Annotated in this window: 20 protein-coding genes; 7 read left to right on the top strand and 13 right to left on the bottom strand. The window is 35.6% G+C overall.

Translation table 11 applies throughout. The features are described 5' to 3' along the window. Positions 1–68 precede the first annotated feature (68 nt). Genes IEW94_RS13580 through trhO form a run of 3 tightly spaced genes read right to left on the bottom strand, consistent with a single transcriptional unit; the run spans position 69 to position 2,627 of the window. Complete coding sequence (locus IEW94_RS13580) at positions 69–299, bottom strand: ferredoxin (protein ID WP_188653982.1); 231 nt, start codon at positions 297–299, stop codon at positions 69–71. Beyond that, on the bottom strand, positions 299–1,543 hold the full coding sequence (locus IEW94_RS13575) for a peptidase U32 family protein (protein ID WP_188654174.1): 1,245 nt from the start codon (positions 1,541–1,543) through the stop codon (positions 299–301). Before IEW94_RS13575 ends, IEW94_RS13580 begins: the two co-directional genes overlap by 1 nt. 10 nt (positions 1,544–1,553) lie before the next feature. Then, a complete protein-coding gene (gene trhO / locus IEW94_RS13570) occupies positions 1,554–2,627 on the bottom strand; it encodes an oxygen-dependent tRNA uridine(34) hydroxylase TrhO (protein WP_188653980.1) in 1,074 nt (357 codons plus the stop codon). A 286-nt stretch (positions 2,628–2,913) separates the two neighbouring features. Here trhO and recA point away from each other — a divergent pair, with 286 nt between their 5' ends. The 4 genes from recA (at position 2,914) to IEW94_RS13550 (ending at position 6,469) form a co-directional block, all read left to right on the top strand. After that, positions 2,914–3,921 carry a recombinase RecA gene (gene recA, locus IEW94_RS13565; RefSeq protein ID WP_188653978.1) on the top strand — a complete coding sequence of 336 codons (1,008 nt, stop codon included), beginning with the start codon at positions 2,914–2,916 and terminating at the stop codon, positions 3,919–3,921. 97 nt (positions 3,922–4,018) lie between these two features. Beyond that, the gene (locus IEW94_RS13560; protein WP_188653976.1) at positions 4,019–4,438 is read left to right on the top strand and encodes a hypothetical protein; all 420 of its coding nucleotides are present in this window, start codon (positions 4,019–4,021) and stop codon (positions 4,436–4,438) included. Positions 4,439–4,466: 28 nt separating this feature from the next. After that, the gene (locus IEW94_RS13555; RefSeq protein ID WP_188653974.1) at positions 4,467–5,012 is read left to right on the top strand and encodes an RNA polymerase sigma factor; all 546 of its coding nucleotides are present in this window, start codon (positions 4,467–4,469) and stop codon (positions 5,010–5,012) included. Then, positions 5,009–6,469 carry a hypothetical protein gene (locus IEW94_RS13550; RefSeq protein WP_188653972.1) on the top strand — a complete coding sequence of 487 codons (1,461 nt, stop codon included), beginning with the start codon at positions 5,009–5,011 and terminating at the stop codon, positions 6,467–6,469. Before IEW94_RS13555 ends, IEW94_RS13550 begins: the two co-directional genes overlap by 4 nt. Positions 6,470–6,549: 80 nt before the next feature. On the opposite strand, the gene IEW94_RS13545 is transcribed toward IEW94_RS13550, so the two are convergent. Continuing rightward, on the bottom strand, positions 6,550–7,287 hold the full coding sequence (locus IEW94_RS13545) for a lysophospholipid acyltransferase family protein (RefSeq protein WP_188653970.1): 738 nt from the start codon (positions 7,285–7,287) through the stop codon (positions 6,550–6,552). Between the two features lie 115 nt (positions 7,288–7,402). On the opposite strand from IEW94_RS13545, the gene trpS reads away from it, so the two are divergent. After that, positions 7,403–8,371: a tryptophan--tRNA ligase gene (gene trpS / locus IEW94_RS13540; protein ID WP_188653968.1), complete on the top strand. Its 969-nt coding sequence runs from the start codon at positions 7,403–7,405 to the stop codon at positions 8,369–8,371. 160 nt (positions 8,372–8,531) lie between these two features. On the opposite strand, the gene dprA is transcribed toward trpS, so the two are convergent. Further along, positions 8,532–9,635, bottom strand: coding sequence for a DNA-processing protein DprA (dprA, locus tag IEW94_RS13535; protein WP_188653966.1), 1,104 nt, complete (start codon positions 9,633–9,635; stop codon positions 8,532–8,534). 104 nt (positions 9,636–9,739) lie between these two features. Here dprA and IEW94_RS13530 point away from each other — a divergent pair, with 104 nt between their 5' ends. Beyond that, positions 9,740–10,678 carry an HU domain-containing protein gene (locus IEW94_RS13530; protein ID WP_188653959.1) on the top strand — a complete coding sequence of 313 codons (939 nt, stop codon included), beginning with the start codon at positions 9,740–9,742 and terminating at the stop codon, positions 10,676–10,678. 100 nt (positions 10,679–10,778) lie between these two features. Beyond that, a complete protein-coding gene (locus IEW94_RS13525) occupies positions 10,779–11,288 on the top strand; it encodes an acyl-CoA thioesterase (protein ID WP_188653957.1) in 510 nt (169 codons plus the stop codon). Here IEW94_RS13525 and IEW94_RS13520 read toward each other — a convergent pair whose 3' ends face one another. The 8 genes from IEW94_RS13520 to atpG form a co-directional block, all read right to left on the bottom strand. After that, the gene (locus tag IEW94_RS13520) at positions 11,289–12,515 is read right to left on the bottom strand and encodes a murein hydrolase activator EnvC family protein (RefSeq protein WP_188653955.1); all 1,227 of its coding nucleotides are present in this window, start codon (positions 12,513–12,515) and stop codon (positions 11,289–11,291) included. Beyond that, the gene (gene lolB1 / locus IEW94_RS13515) at positions 12,515–13,294 is read right to left on the bottom strand and encodes a lipoprotein insertase outer membrane protein LolB1 (RefSeq protein ID WP_188653953.1); all 780 of its coding nucleotides are present in this window, start codon (positions 13,292–13,294) and stop codon (positions 12,515–12,517) included. The genes IEW94_RS13520 and lolB1 overlap by 1 nt, the downstream gene beginning before the upstream one ends. Positions 13,295–13,304: 10 nt before the next feature. Next, positions 13,305–14,666: a tetratricopeptide repeat protein gene (locus IEW94_RS13510; protein WP_188653951.1), complete on the bottom strand. Its 1,362-nt coding sequence runs from the start codon at positions 14,664–14,666 to the stop codon at positions 13,305–13,307. A 90-nt stretch (positions 14,667–14,756) separates the two neighbouring features. Further along, positions 14,757–15,776, bottom strand: coding sequence for a sugar phosphate nucleotidyltransferase (locus IEW94_RS13505; protein WP_188653949.1), 1,020 nt, complete (start codon positions 15,774–15,776; stop codon positions 14,757–14,759). Between the two features lie 92 nt (positions 15,777–15,868). Further along, on the bottom strand, positions 15,869–16,303 hold the full coding sequence (gene dut / locus IEW94_RS13500; RefSeq protein ID WP_188654172.1) for a dUTP diphosphatase: 435 nt from the start codon (positions 16,301–16,303) through the stop codon (positions 15,869–15,871). 48 nt (positions 16,304–16,351) lie between these two features. Continuing rightward, positions 16,352–17,815, bottom strand: coding sequence for an oligosaccharide flippase family protein (locus IEW94_RS13495; RefSeq protein WP_188653947.1), 1,464 nt, complete (start codon positions 17,813–17,815; stop codon positions 16,352–16,354). A gap of 95 nt (positions 17,816–17,910) precedes the next feature. Continuing rightward, the gene (locus IEW94_RS13490; protein ID WP_188653945.1) at positions 17,911–18,378 is read right to left on the bottom strand and encodes a hypothetical protein; all 468 of its coding nucleotides are present in this window, start codon (positions 18,376–18,378) and stop codon (positions 17,911–17,913) included. Positions 18,379–18,491: 113 nt separating this feature from the next. Next, positions 18,492–19,352, bottom strand: coding sequence for an ATP synthase F1 subunit gamma (gene atpG, locus IEW94_RS13485; protein WP_188653943.1), 861 nt, complete (start codon positions 19,350–19,352; stop codon positions 18,492–18,494). Positions 19,353–19,389 lie beyond the last annotated feature (37 nt).

The following is a 19,389-nucleotide window of genomic DNA, read 5'->3' as shown; positions in this document are numbered from 1 at the left end:
ATTATTTTAAAAGGTAAAGATAAGATTATTATGTGTACTTTAAAATAGAAGTGTTATTATCATGGCTCCTAAGTCATTTTTACACTAATAATCTTAACAGGGCACGCTTTTGAGGCATTGTCGCAAGCTTCAAAAATGGCGTTTTCGTTTGACTTTAACGTAAAAAAGCCTTTTTTGTTTTGGGAATGAAGCAATACCGATTTTCCGTCTTTCTTTGACATTTGAAACTGTTTGGGCGCTAACTCCACACAGTAATTGCATCCAATACATTTTTGGCGTTGCAGGGTTATAACCACCATTAGGCCTCTACTTTGTTTTCAACTATTTTATACAATTTATCCGAAGGCCTGATTCTAAATCCTAACGGAATAGTCACCAAATCGCCTTTAGATCCTTTAGATGATTTTGTATCATTTACCATCATCTCGCTAACCGTAACCTCTTTAGCACCTGTGGTTGGTCCAGTAATTAAAATGGTATCGCCAATGGAAATATCATAGGCCTCAATTTTAAATTCACCTATTTGTGGCTTTGGAAAAAAGTGCGTTCCCTTTCCAATATAAACTTTCTTTTGTGTAGCATGCGATCCAGATCCAGCACTCCATTCTCCTAATTTTTGCCCTAGGTAATAGCCGTTCCAGAACCCGCGATTATAGACTTTTTCAAGGTCTTGCATCCAGGTAATGACCTTGTCTTTTTCATAAGTTCCGTTTTCCAAACTATCAATGGCTGCCCTGTAACAAGAAATCACTTTAGCTACATATTCTGGAGCCCTTCCGCGTCCTTCAATTTTTAAAACCTTGATGCCTGAATCGGAGACTTGATCTAAAATATCAATGGTACACAAATCTTTTGGAGACATAATGTATTCATTGTCAATTTCCATTTCAAAGCCGGTTTCCTGTTCAATGACCGTGTATTTTTTTCGGCAATTTTGTTTGCAAGCCCCTCTATTTGCAGACGAATTATAGGAGTGCAAACTCATATAGCACTTGCCGGAAACGGCCATACAAAGTGCTCCATGACCAAATATTTCAATCTCTACAAGTTTTCCTGACGGCCCTTTGATTTGTTCCTTTTCAATTTGTTCGGTGATTTTTTTTACCTGTCTTAAGCTCAATTCCCTACTTAATACCATGGTATCGGCAAACAAGGCATAAAACTTAACCGTTTCAATATTCGTAATATTAATTTGAGTTGAAATATGAACTTCCATACCAACTTCTCTGGCGGCCATAATAACGGCCTGATCCATAGCAATAACAGCCGTAATATTGACCTCTTTAGCTTTATTGATTAAGGTCTTGACAATAGATAAATCGTGGTCATAAATAATCGTATTCAGCGTTAAATACGTTCTAACGCCCTTTTTTTGACACCGTTTGGCTATTTCCGGTAAATCATCTAATGTGAAATTAATAGATGCTCTTGCGCGCATGTTGAGTTGTTCCACACCAAAATACACGGAGTCTGCTCCATTATCCAAGGCCGCTTGCAAGGATTCAAAATTTCCGGCAGGAGCCATTAATTCAATTTTCTGCATCATAAACTTACTATTGTTTATTGACTTTTAATGTCTCAAAAATATTTCTTAAATCCTTTTTATATGGCAAATGATCGGCACGTCCCTTTTTGAAAATATCATTGCTATTACCTTGCCCTTTTCGCAATGCTTTTTGCTCTTCATACGGCAATGCATGTATTTCTTTACAGTTTGTTGAACAGCAGTTATTCATTTCCTCCTTACACTTATCGCACTGAATAAACAATAAATGACAGGCATCATTAGCGCAATTGGTGTGCACATCAAACGGTGCTCCACACTGGTGGCATTGTGCTATAACATCATCGCTAATGCGTTCTGCCCGTCGGTCATCAAACACAAAATTCTGTCCTAAAAATTTGTTTTCTAAGTTCTTCTCTTTGACTTGTCTGGTGTATTCAACAATACCGCCTTCCAGTTGGTACACATTTTTAAACCCTTTGTGCTTAAAATAGGCACTGGCCTTTTCGCAACGAATACCACCTGTACAATACATCACCAAGTTTTTGTCCTCTTTATGGTCTTTTAAATCTTCTTCAATAATATCCAACGAATCCCGAAACGTATCCACATCGGGTGTGATGGCATTTTTAAAATGTCCAATCTCACTTTCATAATGGTTACGCATATCAACCAATATCGTTTTTTCGTCTTCAATAAGATTATTGAATTGTTCTGCAGCTAGATGAATGCCTTTATTAGTGACATCAAACGTCTCATCATTCAAACCATCGGCAACAATTTTATCGCGTACCTTAATTTTTAGCTTTAAGAATGATTTATTGTCTTGCTCAATGGCAATATTCAAACGAACACCTTTTAAAAAGTCAATACTGTCAAGGTGTTCCTTAAATTCATTAAAGCGGTCTGCCGGTAATGATAGTTGGGCGTTAATGCCTTCATGAGCCACATAAATTCTGCCCAGAACATCCAAGGCATTCCAAGTAATGAACAAGTGATCCCGAAAAACTTGTGGATTGCCAATTTTGGCATATTGATAAAAAGAAAGTGTCAATCGATTTTTTCCTGCTTGATCGATTAATTCTGCCCTTTCTTTTGCACTTAATTTATTGTACAGTTGCATGCTATACCAATGTTTTAAGGTTAAAGAAATATTTAAACGGCAAAGGTACAGTTTTTTGAAAAACCAAGGCAAAATCTCATAAAAAAAGCACTTTACAAAATGTAAAGCGCTTTTTCAAACAGTTTGAGTTAGTCAGCTTAAAATGTTATTCTGTTAAATTTCATAGCAAAATTTTTCCCAGTTTATTTAGTAGATGCAAAAAGAACAAAAAGGTTGCGTGATAAAATTGTATTGTGACAAAAGAAGTATTATTTTAGCATGAATAATTTCAGAAATAAACATTTAGATGAGCAACGAAAAAGAAGCCAAATTAAAAGCACTTAAACTTACTTTAGATAAATTAGATAAGGCCTACGGCAAAGGAACCGTAATGAGAATGAGCGATTCTGCTGTTGTTGATGTTGAGGCCATTCCATCAGGCTCTTTAGGATTGGATATAGCATTGGGCGTAGGCGGTTATCCTCGAGGACGGGTTATAGAAATTTACGGGCCGGAATCATCAGGAAAAACAACATTGACCCTTCATGCCATTGCAGAAGCACAAAAAGCAGGCGGTATAGCAGCATTTATTGATGCCGAACACGCTTTTGATAGGTTTTATGCCCAAAAATTAGGCGTTGATATTGATAACTTGATTATTTCACAACCAGATAACGGTGAACAGGCTCTTGAAATAGCGGACAACTTAATTCGCTCTGGCGCCATTGATATTGTGGTTATAGATTCTGTTGCTGCTTTAACGCCTAAAAGCGAAATAGAAGGTGAAATGGGCGACTCCAAAATGGGTTTACATGCGCGATTGATGTCACAAGCGTTGAGAAAATTAACAGGTTCAATAAGTAAAACCAATTGTACCGTAATTTTCATTAATCAACTCCGTGAAAAAATAGGTGTCATGTTTGGAAACCCAGAAACAACAACGGGTGGTAACGCTTTAAAGTTTTATGCCTCTGTTCGATTGGATATCAGACGATCTACTCAAATTAAGGAAACCGATGGTAATGTAACAGGCAACAAGACCAAGGTAAAAGTTGTTAAAAACAAAGTGGCTCCTCCTTTTAAAACGGCTGAATTTGATATCATGTATGGTGAAGGAATCTCTAAGGTTGGTGAGGTTTTAGATATAGCCGTAGAACATGAAATTATCAAGAAAAGTGGTTCGTGGTTCAGTTATGATGACACCAAGCTTGGTCAAGGCAGGGATGCCGTTAAAGCACTCATAAAAGACAACCCAGAACTTCAAGATGAACTTGAAGCCAAAATAAAGGCTGCTTTAAAAGCCGCCAAAGAATAAAATTAAAATCCCGGTAACTCGGGATTTTTTGTTTTAGTACGCAACCTTTTAAACCTCTTCGCATCTAAAAGGAAAAAGCTTAAAACAAAAAATTGTAATGAAACGATTAATTATTCTTAGTTTAACACTAATTTTATTGGTGTCTTGTAGTATTAGTGATAATGGTTCAAGTTATGATGGTTATTCCTTAGATGTATTACCCATTGAAAGTGTTGACATGCCCGATACGTTTACTTTAGGAGAAACATATCCTATAACCGTGCATTATTTTACACCATCAACCTGTTATTCTTTCAAAGAGTTTTACTATCTAAAAAATAATAATGAGCGTACTGTTGCGGTCATAAATTATGTTGCTGACAACCCAAATTGTACTGACCTTCAAGATGAATTGACAGAAGCAACCTTTAACTTTGTAGTAACAAGTAATGGCAGCTATGTATTTAAATTTTGGCAAGGAACTGATGAAAATGGTGATGACCAGTACTTAACCATTGAAGTGCCTGTGACAAACTAAACTAAGTGTTAATTAATATGTGTTTAATTTGGGTTTAGAAGAACTCATAGAAAATTGTAAAATTAATGATACGCAAGCTCAAAGCGAACTATACAAGCTCTTTTCGAGTAAACTATTTTCGATTAGCTTAAAGTATTCAAGAAATTATGCCGAAGCAGAAGACAATCTGCAGGATGCGTTCTTAACCATATTTAAAAAAATTGAACAATACAAATACAAAGGCTCTTTTGAAGGCTGGTTAAAACGAATTACCGTTAATACGGTTTTACAACGATACCGAAATGAAAAGGTTTTTGACATTGTAAATGAAGATATAACAGAAGATGTTGCAATAGAAATTGATGAAGATGATATTTCAATTAATTATCTGTTGCAAATTATTCAAGAATTACCAGACCGATACAGATTGGTTTTTAACCTATATGTTTTGGATGGATATTCACATAAAGACATCGCAGAGATGCTAGATATTACTATAGGAACCTCAAAGTCCAATCTAGCACGTGCTAGACAGATATTGAAAACAACCATTGAGGATTATAAAACAACACGACGTTTACAATCGTTACAATGAAAGAGAAAAAAAACATAGATAGACTGTTCCAGGAACGCTTCAAGGATTTTGAAGCAACTCCTAGTGATGCTGTTTGGAAAAACATTGAGTCGCAATTAAACCAAAAGAAAAACAAACGCAGAGTCATCCCTATTTGGTGGCGTTATGCTGGCGTTGCTGCACTATTATTGTTGTTTTTAACCATTGGTGACCTGTATTTTAACAGTAACAACACTAGCACCGTTCCAACAAATCAAGTTGTGGACACAAAAAAAGAGGTTGTTGAGCCATCAAAATCCAATAGTACAAATGATTTTGACAAACCCAATCAAGCAACAGATGCCAATAATGATGATAGTAGTAGTTTAGAGTCTAACAAAAGCAACCAAACACCACAAAATACGGTCATTGAATCTCCTGCATCTGTAATTGCAAATAATCCGTCAGAAACAAAGGCAACCCTTTCAAATTCCAAAAAAGGAAAAACCCTAGAGGTCATTCAAAATCCTTTGGGAATTAATGATGCAATAGCTACCACTCTTTCTGAAGAAAAAGAAAAAAACAAATCTACTGTTGTTCAATCTAACAATGATCTTGATAAAACCCAAGAAAAAAGCACAGTTTTAAATAATAACAAAACTACAATTGCCAAGGTAAATAATGAGGCTATAGATTCGGTAACAACTATTACAGATTCAAAACATAAAACACTTACTATAGAAGACGCCATCGCTGAAACAAAAACCATTGAAAAGGAAAAGATTCAAGATAAATGGAGTATAGCTCCTAATGCGGCGCCTGTATATTTCAATAGTCTTGGAAAGGGATCTTCTATTGATTCTCAATTTAACAGCAACTCTAAAAGTGGAGAAGTGAACATGAGCTATGGCGTTACAGCTAGCTATGCCGTTACTAAAAACTTAAAAGTACGCTCTGGTATTAACAAAGTTAATCTAGGCTATAACACCAATGATGTGGTTGTTTTTGAAACCGTAGGCATTAGCAGTTCTAGCTTGTTGAAAAATGTGAACGCAAGCGACGCTTCTGAAAACATTTCAATAGTAAGTGGAGAAAGCTTACGCACCAACAGCAACAATGAATCCTTTATTAAAACATCCAACACCTCAATCAATCAATCATTGGGATATATTGAAATTCCTTTAGAAATTGAATATGCCGTCATCAATAAAAAACTTGGAGTTAATGTTATTGGTGGATTTAGTTCCTTCTTTTTAAACAGCAACAAGTTGTATTCTGAATTTGGGAGTCAACGAACACTTATTGGAGAAGCCACAAACCTAAATAAGGTTAGTTATAGCGCCAATTTTGGTTTAGGCTTGAACTATAAAATGACAAAAAAGTTTGAATTGAACCTTGAACCTATGTTCAAATATCAAATCAACACATTTAACAATACATCCGGTAATTTCAAACCCTATTTTATAGGTGTTTATACAGGAATTGGATTTAAATTTTAGGTTTTTGGTTAGGCCTGATCATTCTTTTCAGTAAGCTCGGAAAGAATATCAAAAAAACTGCTCTCCCCAAAGAGCAGTTTTTATTTTTTAAAGCGTTCCAATTGGGTCAGGATAATTTCTCTTGACCGACTGTTCAAGACTTTTGTGTCGTGAATGGTTAACCCATTTGTATATAGAAATCTATGGATTTTTACACGCATTCGGCCCGGGCCACCACTAAAAAAGGTATAGGAAAACCGTCTTTTGGTATCAGCAAATGTTAATGGTACTATTGGAATTTGGTGGTTTATGGCCAATCTAAAAGCCCCATCTTTAAAATCATCCAACAAAATGTGTTCTTCTGGCACACCGCCTTCGGGAAAAATACAAATACTCAAACCGCTCTTCAACCGTTTTTGTGCTCTCAAAAAAACAGCCTGCCTGCTTTTGGCAGAACTTCTATCCACCAAAATACAAGTGCGTTTGTAAAAAAATCCAAAAAGAGGGAGTTTTGCCAACTCTTTTTTTCCAACAAACACAAACGGATTTTTCACACAGGACAGCATAAGCATAATGTCAACCATTGATGTATGATTGGCTATAAACATATAGCTTTTATCCTTTTCAGGAAGTTGTTGGGCCTCAATTTTAACTGTAAAACCCATTCCAAATAAGATGAATCTAGCCCAAAGACGCGCTATTTTAAAAAAGAACGGATACCATGATTCCTTTGATATGGAAATTAATAGCACCGGAAACATAATAATAATGGGTAACCCTACAAGTATATAAAACCAAATACGATATAAAACCCAAAATATATATTTAAAAACTCTCATCTATCCCAAAAATACATAATTGTATTGAGCAATTCTATTAAAAAAATTACCTTTGCCTGAATAAGAAAATTTAAGTTTAACTTTAATGAGATTCCCACTTTCGTGGGAAGTAAACATGGCAAGAATACTTACAGGTATACAAAGTACAGGAACTCCGCATTTGGGCAATATTTTAGGGGCTATTATGCCAGCCATTGCTATGGCCAATGACCCTAATAATGATTCATTTTTGTTCATTGCAAATTTACATACACTCACCCAAATCAAGGATGCTGAAGAATTAAGACACAACACCTACTCTACCGCGGCTACTTGGCTCGCTTTTGGTTTGGATATAGAAAAAACCGTGTTTTACAGACAAAGCGATGTGCCACAAGTAACCGAATTGTCTTGGTATTTAAGCTGCTTTTTTCCCTATCAACGCTTAACATTGGCACATAGTTTTAAAGACAAGGCCGACAGACTTGAAGATGTAAATGCCGGTTTGTTTACCTATCCTATGCTCATGGCTGCTGATATTTTATTATATGACGCCAATATAATTCCTGTTGGAAAAGACCAATTACAACACATAGAAATGACACGTGATGTAGCGGCACGTTTTCATGCTAAAATGGGTGAAACCTTTGTCATGCCCGAAGGTAAAATTCAAGAAAACACCATGTTGATACCTGGTACAGATGGTGAAAAAATGAGCAAAAGCCGGGGCAATATCATCAACATATTTTTGGATGATAAAAAACTTCGCAAGCAAATCATGTCTATTCAAACCGATAGTACACCCCTTGAGGAACCAAAAGACTGGAAGACTTGTAACTGTTTTGCCATTTATAATCTGTTGGCCGATAAGGCTCAAATTGAAACCATGAAAGCCAACTATGAGCAAGGCGGTTATGGTTATGGACATGCCAAACAAGCTTTGTTTGAATTGATTGTTGGCAAGTTTGCCACAGAACGTGAACGTTATAATTACTACATGAACAACCTGCCTGAAATTGACAAGGCTTTGGCCATTGGTGCCGAAAAAGCAAAACAAGTTGCCGATGCCGTGCTAAAACGTGTACGTAATAAAACTGGATATTAACATGAGAAAACTTGTCTTGTTTACCGTGTTGATGGTTATATCTCAATTGTTTACCATACTTGCTCAATTCCTTTCAGAAAAGGGAAAACCGTGGATTATAGTAATTTCCTCTTTAATAATATTAGCTTTGATTATTAACTTTTTTGTTGAGTATAAAAAGCTAAATAAGCTCAAATAGTTTTCCAGGCAACGGTCTAATCACCCCTTTTAGTTCCATATTAAGTAATAGACTGGCTACTTTAAAAATAGGCATATTGCAATTTAGTGCTATAACGTCCAATTGTTGTTTATCATACTCCTTAAGAAACTTATAAATAGCTTTTTCATCTTCATCAAGTTCTATAAATAATTGTTTTTGAACATTAGGCTTTTTGGTTTCTTCCAACGTCCAATTTAAAATATAAGGAACATCCAACGGATTGGAAAGCAAATGAGCTCTTTGAAATTTAATCAGGTTATTGCACCCAATGCTTTGTGTATCCGTTGTTCTGCCAGGCACGGCAAACACATCCCTGTTATAGGAATTAGCAATATCGGCCGTTACCAAACTGCCACCACGCTCGGCAGATTCAATGACTATAGTGGCTTCGCTCAATCCTGCAATGATTCTATTTCGTTTTAAGAAATTGTTTTTGTCAAATACATCGCTACTCCAAAAATCTGTTAAGAATCCACCATTTTTTTCAATATCAGCCACATATTTTTTATGCACTTTCGGGTAGATTTGGTTTAAGCCGTGAGCCAAGCAACCAATTGTTTGAAGATTGTACTTTAAGGCCGCTTTTTGAGCCGTAATATCGGTTCCGTATGCAAACCCAGAGACAATTACCGGATTATAAACCGCTAGCTCCTCTACTAACCGCTCACAAAACGCAACGCCTTGATTTGTTATTTTTCTGGTGCCTACTATGCTTATAATATGTTGGCGTTTCAAGTCAATATTGCCAGATTGAAACAATAATACAGGCCCATCAATACAGTGTTTTAATTTTTCAGGATAGTCTTCATCTTCAAAATAGAGGCACGTAACCTGATTATTTTTAATATAATTTAATTCTTCTTCAGCTGCTTTATGATGGTATGGTTCAAAAAGATCATTGATGGTTATGCTTCCAATACCATCAATTTTTAAAAGATTGTGCTTTTTCTCTTTAAACACGGCTTCGGCCGAACCACAATGCGCTATCAATTTCTTGGTGGTGATGTCGCCAATATTTGAGACATTTTGCAAGGCTAAAGTATAAATTAGGTCTTTTTCTGTCATGCCATCCATTTGATTTTGAGATTACAAGTAAGTAATTTTTGGGCTGTTAATAAATAGTTTTGCCAAAATGTTATCCAAAAGCATAATTTTTTAACTTTGTTTTTATGCAACTAGAAACCTACATCAGCGATTTATTATACCGATATGAATGTGTTACGGTTCCTGAATTTGGAGCCTTTTTAACCCAACGTGTACCTGCTAGCATCAATGATGCTACCAACGCGTTTTATCCGCCAAAAAAGTCCATATCGTTCAATGAGCAAATTCAAAAAAATGATGGGTTATTGGCGCATTATATTGCTGATGTTGAGAAAATCCCTTTTGAGGTTGCTTCAGAAAAAATTCAAAAACGGGTTAAAATTTTAAAAGGTCTTTTAACGCAAGGTGAAACCCTAACCTTTACCAATATTGGTGATATAACCTTTAACAGTGAAGGTAAAATACAGTTTGAGCCTTCTTACAGTCTTAATTATTTAACGGATGCTTTTGGCCTATCAGAATTTGTGTCGCCAGCCATAACCAGAGAGTTATATAAAGAAACCGCTGAAACGCTTGAAAAGGAAATTCCTATTGCATTCACGCCCGAAAAACGCAAATCCTTTGGGTATTTCAAATATGCCGCTGTAGCTGTTCTGGCCTTAACATTAGGAGGTTTTGTGGCATCTAATTATTATGTCAACCAAATTGAAACTCACAATCAACTAGCACAAGAAGAAGCCTTCAAGCAACTTGACAATAAAATTCAAGAAGCCACTTTTGTTATTGACAATCCACTTCCTGCCGTGACTTTTAATGTAACCAAGCAAACCGGTAATTACCATATTGTGGCCGGTGCTTTTAGAGTTGAGGAAAACTGCAATAAAATAATCGAACAACTAAAAGCCGAAGGCTATAAAGCACGAAAAATTGGTGTTAATAAATATGGTTTACATGAAGTTGTTTACGCCAGTTATGAAACAGGCGAAGAAGCTCTTGTGGCGCTTCATAAAATCAGAAAAACAAGCAACAAAGACGCTTGGTTGTTGGTTAAAAAGTTAGACTAATCTGCATCAGCTTTTATAAAAAACATTCTTAATTATATTTAAAAGCATACGGCTTAACCCCAAAAATCGTTTTACCTTTGCACATCATAAAAACGACCTGATGGAAGCAAAAACACCCGAGCAATCAAAAACCATTATGACCGATATGGTTCTCCCTGGGGAAACCAATCCGTTAAACAATTTATTTGGTGGCGAGCTGTTAGCTCGCATGGATCGAGCGGCCAGTATTTCGGCACGTAGACATTCCAGACGTATTGTGGTTACTGCTTCTGTAAACCATGTAGCATTCAATCGAGCGGTTCCTTTGGGAAGTGTGGTATCTGTTGAGGCTAAGGTGTCACGTGCTTTTAAAACCTCTATGGAAGTTTTTATTGATGTTTGGATAGAAGATCGAGAGTCTGGAGCAAAAACCAAGGCCAATGAAGCTATTTATACCTTTGTGGCTGTTGACGAAACCGGAAAACCTGTTGAAGTTCCTGAAATAACACCTGAAACCCAGCTTGAAAAAGAGCGTTATGATGCTGCTTTGCGAAGGAAACAATTGAGCCTTGTATTAGCAGGTAAAATGAGGCCTAACGAAGCTACCGAATTAAAGGCATTATTTAAATAATCACATTTTATAAATCCATTCTGCAGGATTTAATGTTTTTAGGTTTTCATAAATGATAAAGTTCAAAATGGTTTCACCGTTAGAAGGGTTGGTGAAAACCTCTCCTATATCTTGATTAGTGGTTACTTTATCGCCTTCCTTAACATACACTTTCGATAGGTTTTTGTAGTCTGTTATGTAATTACCATGACGAATCATAACTATTGGATTTGAATTTCTTATGATGATAATCCTGCTAACCTCTCCATTAAATACTGCACGCACTTTGGCGCCTCGTTCAGTTGCAATGCGCACACCGTTACTTTTTATAGTCAATGATTTATCTATAGGTGATGGTTGGGTTCCATAACGCAAGGTAACATATCCCTTTTCTACGGGCCAAGGTAACTTGCCTTTATTTGAAACAAAATTGGAAGCCAATACTTTCTCGGCAGGAGTCAAAGCAAAACTGGAAGACGTGGTTGCTTTTCCTGCTTTTTTATTGGAACTGGCAATGGCTTCTCTAATAATCCGATCAAGTTCTCTATCAATTCTATCGGCTTCTTGTTGCTTTTTCCTTATTTGTGCCGCATAAACATTCAGGTTCTTTTTAATGGAAGCCATTAAAATTTCATGCTGGTGGCGCTCTTTCTCCAGGGTTTCTTGAACGTCCCTGTTTTCGGCAATAAGTTTCTGTTTTTCTTTTTTCTGACTTATTAAACGAGCATTCGTTTTCTGGAGCTCCTCACTTTTGGCCTTTATTTCCTTTCCTTGTTGTTTTTGGTGATCAGAGTACTGCTTCATGTATTGCAACCGCTTGTAAGCTTGTTTAAAGTTATCTGATGACAGTAAAAACATAATCCTACTTTGCTGGTTTTTACTTTTGTATGATTTAACAATCATAGCGGCATAGTCTTCTTTAAGCACCGTTAGTTCTACTCGTAGTTTGGTTATTTTCTTTTGGTTGGCATTGATTTCCCTAGTGATGAGATTGGCCTGTTGATTGGTGACCGATATTAAGTTATTGAGAACACTGATTTTGTAATTGTAGTTTTCAATTAACGATAACTGCGATTTTTCCTTAGATTTGTTTTCTAGTTGGAGCTCATTGATTTTCTGGATTTCTTGCCTTAGTTCTTGTCGGCGTTTTTCCAGTTCTTGTTGTTTATTACTTTGCGAAAACCCAGCAGAGCTGTAACATAGTACGGTAAAAAAAACGAATATAAATATGCTGTTTTTACTGTTCATTAAAGTTTAATTTCTTTAAATCCTGAAGGAATTTTAAACGGGAAGCGTAAATCTTCATTCAAAGATACTGCTTTAAATTCCAACTCTAAAATCATTTGTTCAGCAGCTTCAACAGCAATTATTTTTATCTGTTGTGGTAAAATTTGCTTGTCAACCTCTTGGTATTTTAAATAATCAACTTCCAGAAGTCTTTGTTGTTGCGGCTGCGAAATCTGTTGTGAGCTTATTTTAAAATGTGACGGATTTATCAAGTAAAACAACTCAAAAAGGGCCTCTTGCTCTTTAGGTTGAAGAATATATGAGGTGTCATTTGTTGACATGTTGTAAGCATTTGCTTTTAAACCAAAAAGTGCTTCTCCCAGCAATAGATTTTGAACCTTTTGAAAATCTAAATCAATTCCCAACAAATCACTTAAATATTTATAGTCTCCATCAAAATAAGTGTTGTCAAGTTTATTGTAAAAACGTACTTTATCCGGAGTGATTAATGCTTTAACCACTGAAATGGGCGTGGACATTAACAGTATTTGCTTGTCTTTTTCCATTCTAAAATTAATGGTATAAGCGTCAACTTTATCGCCTTGATTTATATCAAGCTTAACTCTTGCCGATAGGGTCTTGAAATTAGGGGTTTGTTTTGCGTTCTCTCTAATAAGCTGTTTGGTAGATAAATTTAAATTGGCTTCACCAGAATGTATGGTTTTAGCCGACTTACAGCTTAAAACAAATACAAGGCAAAGACTAGTAATGATAAATATGAGGCGTTTTATATAATGCATAGATGCGTTGTTAGTGGGCAGTTTTTAATTGTTTTGCTTTGGCACTAAATGATTGGGCTTTAGCCGTGTTATTTAGCATGGTGTAAGATATGCTCAATTGGTTATACACGTCAGACTCCATTTTTGGGTCATCAATGATATAGTCCAGGCCAGCTTCAAGAATATCAATGGCTTCATTGGGCTTTTGAAGCTCATTTAATGCAACACCATTCAATAAATACAATATGGGTTGTGCAGGATATTTTTGGAGAGCTTCATTGCTTTTATCCAAGACCAATTTATAATGCTTTAAATCTAGGTTTAACAATAATGTGGTTCTTAAAATGCTAAAATTTTCAGGTTCTAAGGCTAATGCTTGTTCAAAATATTTTAATGCTTTCTCCTTATCACCCTGGGTTAGATAATGTTGCGCTATTTCAGTAATCGATTTAGCAACATTGGGGTCTTGAACCAAGGTTGTGGCTTCAACTAAATCTGGCTCATATTCTGGATGGTCTCCAACAAATTTTACGAAATCTGAAAGTACCTTTAGTTTGGCCTCTGGTTTTATTTGAGGGCTTTTAATAACAATTTTCATGGACTCTATAGCCTTCTCAGTGTCATTATCGTCCAGATAAAATTTATATAAAGCCAAATGCACCAACTGTGAATTTGGATTGATTTTCAACAACTCTTTGGCCGTCTCATACGCTTTTTCCTTTTCGTTGTTCTCGCTATATCTATAAATAAGTGCCAAGTAGTTTGATTCATTATCCGGATTATTATCTATGCGTTGTTCCAGATTTTTAATTTGTTCCTTTTTTTTGCCTGTTGCTGCATAAATTTGATTGCGCAAATAATCTCTTTGGGGTGAAATGCCTTTTTGAGCATCCAGTTCATCCAAAAGCTTTAAGGCATCATTGTACTTTTTGGTAGTTATGTATAGCTCCACTAAATCTTGCCTATAACTTGGATGATGCCCTGCCAGATCCTTTAATGTCTTTAAGGCTTTATCAAGGTCATTTTCTACTCTATATAAATTATAAAGGGCATTCATGTACCATTCATTATCTGGATCCTTGTTTACAGCCGTTTTCAAGGCATCTTCGGCAGCACCAAAATTCTTTAATTGAATATAGTCTTTGCCAAGTTCATAATATAAAACGGCTTGCGAATCATCCAATTCTATACACTTTAGAAGCGCTGTAACAGAACGGTCATAATTTTCAATACCTTTTTGTTTCAAAGCTTCAAAAAAGGATTCTTGAAAGGCGTCTTCAGTGTCTCCTAAATCGTCATTTGGTTTTTTGTTAAAATCCACTTGGGCATATTGATTTTGTGGAAACAGTAATATTCCAAGAAAAAAAAGCAATACGTAGATTTTATGTTTCATTTATTATATGATGTCTTTGTTCGACATATCTATATAAACAATAGTTATTCCAAACTCAATTCTTTAAAGATTCCTGCCTTCGCAGGAATTTTATTCCAAAACGGAATAGTCACCTATGCTAACCGTTTTAAAATGGCCATCATAAGACACATAATTACCAATCATAGCGTCTGTTAAAACCGCATTTTTAATGGTTGTATAGGTTTGTATCAAGCTGTTTGTAACGGTTGAATTTTCAATTATACAATGGTCTCCAATAGAAACGTTAGGACCTATTGTAGCATTGTTTAAAATAACATTTTCGCCAATAAAACAGGGTTCAATTATTTTAGAGTTTGACGATTTTACAGTTGTTGCTATCATTTGTTCGTCACCATCAGCCTTTAAAAACCCTAGCATTCTAGTATTGGTTTCAACCGTAACGGCTTTATTGCCACAATCCATCCATTCATCAACCTGCCCTGTTTTAAAGATTTTCCTACTTGCCATCATCCTTTTTATACCGTCATTGATTTGGTATTCGCCACCATTAACAATGTTATTGTCCAAAACATGTTGCAACTCCTGTTTTAAAACGCTCACATCCTTAAAGTAGTATATTCCTATAACCGCTAAATCACTTACAAATTCTTTTGGCTTTTCAACCAACTCAATTATTTCGTTATCAGCGTTTAATTTAACAACCCCAAAGGCTTCTGGTTTATCGACTTGCTTGACCCAAATAACGGCGTCTGCATCAGGATCTAAACTAAAATTAGCTCTAATAAGCGTGTCTGCATAGGCAATAACCGCTGGGCCAGATAATGATTCTTTGGCACACATAATGGCATGACCGGTTCCTAGTGGTTGGTCTTGACGGTAAATAGATGCCTTGGCCCCCAAACTTTTTGCTAAATCCTTTAGGCTACTTACCACATCATCACCAAACCATGCAGGATCTCCTAACACAAAAGCGATTTCATCAATTGGTTCATGTAATACTTTTACAATATCTTTTACTAATCTGTGAACGATTGGTTGTCCTGCTACTGGAATTAATGGTTTTGGAACGGTTAAACTATGGGGTCTTAAACGAGAACCTCGTCCCGCCATTGGTACTATTATTTTCATGCTTTTAAGTTGATTCGTTTATTTGTTTTTGCCACGAATTCACGAATGTTTGTTTATTCTAAAATCAAAAATTGTTAATCGTAACTTGTTAATCACTTGGTTCCCGTACTTCCAAATCCACCTGCTCCTCGTGATGTTTCCGAAAGAGTTTCAGATTCAATCCATTCTGCCCGTTCGTGCTTTGCTATAACCAATTGCGCAATACGTTCGCCATTTTCAATTACAAAATCCTCGTTTGAAAGGTTCACTAAAATCACACCTATTTCTCCTCTATAATCAGCATCAACGGTGCCTGGAGCATTTAAAACCGTAATGCCTTTCTTGGCGGCTAATCCACTTCTTGGTCTTACTTGCGCTTCATAACCTATTGGCAATTCAATGAACAAGCCTGTACCAACAATACTTCGTTCAAGTGGTTTTAATGTTCTTGATTCTGATAAATTAGCACGTAAATCCATTCCTGCTGATGCAATGGTTTCGTAATTAGGTAAATCATGACTCGATTTATTAATGATTTTAATTTGCATTCCCTTCTTCCGTCTTCCCAAAGGAAAGAACATTTTTATTAGTTAATATTATTTTTGTTTTAATACTTGCTTTAATTGTTCTTTTTCTGAGATAAAAATGATTGTCAAAAATACAATTAACATTGATATTCCAATGATATAGTGATCTCTAAATTTATAAAATGACAGTACTGAAAACCCAATGGATAGAATTAAATACATGCCTATTTTTTTTAGGTTATATGGAATTGGATAATATTTTCTTCCAAAATAATAGGACAACAACATCATGATTCCATAAGCAACCAACGTGGCAACCGCTGAAGCTCTATAGCTGTATTCTTTAATAAACATAATATTTATAACCAGGGTAATAACAGCCCCAACAATTGAAATATAGGCTCCAAACTTCGTCTTATCGGTAATTTTATACCAAACCGAAAGGTTATGGTAAATACCTAAACAGAAGTTTGCAATTAAGATAATGGGCACAACCCACATAGCTTCCCAATAGGCTTCACTTCTTACTATATAGGGTTTTAAAACATCTGCAAAGACCACCACTGTTAACAATATAACCGAACCAAAAGCTACAAAAAACTCCAAAATCCTGGCATAGTTTTTTTGAGGGTTTTCACTTTTGGCATGACTAAAAAAGAAAGGTTCTATACCCAACCTATAAGCGGTTGCAAACAAGGTCATGAACAAAGCTATCTTATAACAAGCCGAGTACATGCCAATATCTGTATCGGCTATATTTGGTGGTAATAATTCCTTTAGAAGAATTCTATCAAACGTTTCATTAATAGAAAAGGCAACACCTGCTATTAAAACCGGAAAGGCGTAACGCATCATTGATTTCCAAAGTACAGAATTAAATTCATATTTCGTTTTAATATAAAACGGAACCATAAACAACAGGGTTATGGCACTTGCTATTAAATTGGCAATAAAAATATAGCTGATTTCAAAATTAGGCCTGTAAATACTTCCAAAAATGGTTGACTCCTCGGCCAGATGCTTTAAAGCCAACAAAAAGAAAAGGTTCAATCCTAAATTAATCGCAACGTTTAAAATCTTAATCACAGCATAACGCATGGGCTTTTGTGTGGCTCTTAACCAGGCAAACGGAATAATAGCAAGTGCATCCAACAGCAAAATCCAAATAACCAAATTGATATACTTGACATGAATATCAATCAATTGTGCTATTTGATTTTGAAATAACAAAGCCAAGACAAAAAACCCAATAGACGAGACAATTAAAGAAATTGTGGATGTGCCAACAACTTGCTTTTTATGTTCCTCTTTATTAAAGAATCTAAAAAATGCGGTTTCCATTCCATAGGCTAAAACCACATTAAACAATACGAAATACGAGAAAATAACAGATACTTGCCCGTATTCAGCAACAGATGATAATACACCCTGTGTTGTGTAAAGTGGCACCAAAATAAAACTCAGCATTCTTGGAAGCACTGTTGCTAAGCCATAGATAAATGTTTGCTTAAATAATGTTTTGAGTGCGCCCAATGGTAGGTTTTTAGATGGCTAAAAATACGTTTTTAGATATTGCAAACCAAAAATACATGATGTCTTGTTATATGTTGTAGTTTCATAAAATGTTTTTACTTTTTTATGATGTTGTCAATTTTAAAATACTTTACAACGCCGCCATCTTTGTAGCTTATCACACATGCATTATCTTTTAAAATAAAAGGGGTTGGTTTTTGAAGTTTTGGCACTTGATTACCATATTCAGCATACGGGTCACTGCTCATAATAATATCGCTCTTTTTAGGAACTTCCAAATTAAAATGACCAACTATCAGATTATCGTTAGATATGACTAGATTGGTTTGTTTTCCATGAAAAAAAACTTGTAGCAATTGTGTCTGATTTGGATTGGAAATAATGGGGATGTATATGTCTAGGTTTGAGGCTTGATTATCATCTATAGTATTTGTATAGTAGACTTGTCCTATTTCCAAAGGCATACTTCTATCAACGTTATTTTGAGCACTTTTACAATTCAAAAAGAATATCATGACTGTTAACATCACAACTTTGAACAGAGGTTGTTTTAAAATTTTCATAGCTTCAGGATTGTGTTTTATGACATCTTTTCAAAATTGATGCCACAAAAAAGCCCCACAAATGTGAGGCTTAATGTTATAATGGATTCCTGTCTAAGCAGGAATAACAAAATCTAATTATTCAAAGCTTCAGCACCACCAACAATCTCCAAAATTTCATTGGTAATGGCCGCTTGACGCGCCTTATTGTATGTTAATTTAAGCTGGTCCCTCAATTCGGTTGCATTATCTGTAGCCTTGTGCATAGCCGTCATACGAGCACCGTGCTCACTGGCAAATGAATCCCTAACACTTTTGTACAATTGTGTTTTTAATGACTTAGGAATCAGTTGTTCAACGATTTCCACTTTTGAAGGTTCAAAAATATAATCTGCATTGACATTGATTTTTCCTGTAACTGGAACTATTGGTAAAAACTGCTCCGTTGTAACAACTTGTGTGGCAGCATTTTTAAAACTATTGTAAACAATATCAATTTTATCAAATTCTCCAGTTACAAATTTGTTCATTAATGCTTCGGCAATATCTGCAACATTTTCAAAGGTTAAATCGTCAAAAACATGGCTTTCATTTCCAACAACCATTTTTTTCTTGGAAAAGGCATCATTGGCTTTTTTCCCGATAGCAAAAACGGATACGCTTTTACCCGCATAGTCCTTGGAAATCAATTGTTGCGTTTGCTTAATGATGTTTGAATTAAACGCACCGCACAATCCCCTATTGGACGTAATAGCAACGATTAACACCTTATTTACATCGCGCTGTGTTGCATATTTACTGCCAGAATCTGCATCTAAGGTTGCACTTAGACTTTGCAAAAGTTCTGTAAGCTTATCTGCATAAGGGCGCATGGCCGTAATAGCATCTTGTGCTTTCTTTAACTTGGCAGCAGATACCATTTTCATGGCACTGGTTATCTGCATGGTTGAAGATACCGATGTTATTCTATTGCGTATTTCTTTTAAGTTTGCCATATTTTAGTCGTTAGTATTGAGTATTCAGTAGCGGGTT

The organism is Yeosuana aromativorans (assembly GCF_014646655.1).
Classification (GTDB): domain Bacteria; phylum Bacteroidota; class Bacteroidia; order Flavobacteriales; family Flavobacteriaceae; genus Yeosuana; species Yeosuana aromativorans.
The sequence above is the reverse complement of the archived record's forward strand: the minus strand, read 5'-3'. Positions and strand labels throughout refer to the sequence as shown.

What these genes read in the sequence shown, in the direction of transcription:
- IEW94_RS13510 (WP_188653951.1), bottom strand. Translation starts at nt 14,666, where the DNA reads ATGAAACATAAAATCTACGTATTGCTTTTTTTTCTTGGAATATTACTG.
- IEW94_RS13520 (WP_188653955.1), bottom strand. Translation starts at nt 12,515, where the DNA reads ATGAACAGTAAAAACAGCATATTTATATTCGTTTTTTTTACCGTACTA.
- IEW94_RS13530 (WP_188653959.1), top strand. Translation starts at nt 9,740, where the DNA reads ATGCAACTAGAAACCTACATCAGCGATTTATTATACCGATATGAATGT.
- IEW94_RS13560 (WP_188653976.1), top strand. Translation starts at nt 4,019, where the DNA reads ATGAAACGATTAATTATTCTTAGTTTAACACTAATTTTATTGGTGTCT.
- atpG (WP_188653943.1), bottom strand. Translation starts at nt 19,352, where the DNA reads ATGGCAAACTTAAAAGAAATACGCAATAGAATAACATCGGTATCTTCA.
- lolB1 (WP_188653953.1), bottom strand. Translation starts at nt 13,294, where the DNA reads ATGCATTATATAAAACGCCTCATATTTATCATTACTAGTCTTTGCCTT.
- trhO (WP_188653980.1), bottom strand. Translation starts at nt 2,627, where the DNA reads ATGCAACTGTACAATAAATTAAGTGCAAAAGAAAGGGCAGAATTAATC.
- dut (WP_188654172.1), bottom strand. Translation starts at nt 16,303, where the DNA reads ATGCAAATTAAAATCATTAATAAATCGAGTCATGATTTACCTAATTAC.
- IEW94_RS13550 (WP_188653972.1), top strand. Translation starts at nt 5,009, where the DNA reads ATGAAAGAGAAAAAAAACATAGATAGACTGTTCCAGGAACGCTTCAAG.
- recA (WP_188653978.1), top strand. Translation starts at nt 2,914, where the DNA reads ATGAGCAACGAAAAAGAAGCCAAATTAAAAGCACTTAAACTTACTTTA.
- dprA (WP_188653966.1), bottom strand. Translation starts at nt 9,635, where the DNA reads ATGACAGAAAAAGACCTAATTTATACTTTAGCCTTGCAAAATGTCTCA.
- IEW94_RS13490 (WP_188653945.1), bottom strand. Translation starts at nt 18,378, where the DNA reads ATGAAAATTTTAAAACAACCTCTGTTCAAAGTTGTGATGTTAACAGTC.
- IEW94_RS13580 (WP_188653982.1), bottom strand. Translation starts at nt 299, where the DNA reads ATGGTGGTTATAACCCTGCAACGCCAAAAATGTATTGGATGCAATTAC.
- IEW94_RS13505 (WP_188653949.1), bottom strand. Translation starts at nt 15,776, where the DNA reads ATGAAAATAATAGTACCAATGGCGGGACGAGGTTCTCGTTTAAGACCC.
- IEW94_RS13525 (WP_188653957.1), top strand. Translation starts at nt 10,779, where the DNA reads ATGGAAGCAAAAACACCCGAGCAATCAAAAACCATTATGACCGATATG.
- IEW94_RS13575 (WP_188654174.1), bottom strand. Translation starts at nt 1,543, where the DNA reads ATGCAGAAAATTGAATTAATGGCTCCTGCCGGAAATTTTGAATCCTTG.
- IEW94_RS13545 (WP_188653970.1), bottom strand. Translation starts at nt 7,287, where the DNA reads ATGAGAGTTTTTAAATATATATTTTGGGTTTTATATCGTATTTGGTTT.
- trpS (WP_188653968.1), top strand. Translation starts at nt 7,403, where the DNA reads ATGGCAAGAATACTTACAGGTATACAAAGTACAGGAACTCCGCATTTG.